The following is a 679-nucleotide window of genomic DNA, read 5'->3' as shown; positions in this document are numbered from 1 at the left end:
GAATGTTCGGCCAGTTGATCCGGATCGCCCGCACCAGACGGCGCAGGTGGGGGCGGATCTCAGCCCCACTCGGCCGCTTGGCCGGTCGCAGGATCGCGCTGACGAACCGTCCCGCACCATCGAACACGACGATCGGCTGGAAGCCGTACTCGTATGGTGGGCATTGAACAGGCGAAGCTGTTGGCCTCCGTGCACAGCGTCGAAGGTGTCGTCAATGTCGAGTACGATCCGCTTCGGCACTTGCCGGAACGAGGCGCAATAGAGATCGACCATCGCCCGTCCCATCGCGACCAGCTCCCGCACCCCGGGTAGGTTCTCCAGCCGGCACAGCGTCGATTGCGACGCCAGATCCCGACCCGACGGCAGCGCATCCTGGGCCATCTTGAAGACCGGATCGCGGCGCAGCCGGTTGGCGTCGTTGCCGTCCTCGTAGCCGGCGCCGATCATCTTCATGCGAAAGTCGATCATGTCCGCCAGGCTGTGGACGACCTGGTCCGGGCAGCGCGGATCGTCGATGCAACGCGCCAGACGCTCGGCCACCCGCAACCGCTTTTCCACCTCGGCCAAGGCCAGAACGCCGCTGTTGGACGACAGCATGCCGCCGTCGAAACGGGCGACGACGGACTAGCCGCCGACTGATGACAAACCGCTCAGCGGCAGCGCAAGATCGTTCATGGTG

The 679-nt window shown here is 65.4% G+C and carries 1 pseudogene; it reads right to left on the bottom strand.

What is annotated here, in order from left to right:
- A pseudogene (locus tag NKI96_RS32465) lies at nt 1-675 on the bottom strand (transposase); the annotation flags it as partial.
- Between the last annotated feature and the right edge of the window lie 4 nt (nt 676-679).

It is taken from the genome of Mesorhizobium sp. M0292 (assembly GCF_040321695.1).
Lineage (GTDB): Bacteria > Pseudomonadota > Alphaproteobacteria > Rhizobiales > Rhizobiaceae > Mesorhizobium.
The sequence above is the reverse complement of the archived record's forward strand: the minus strand, read 5'-3'. Positions and strand labels throughout refer to the sequence as shown.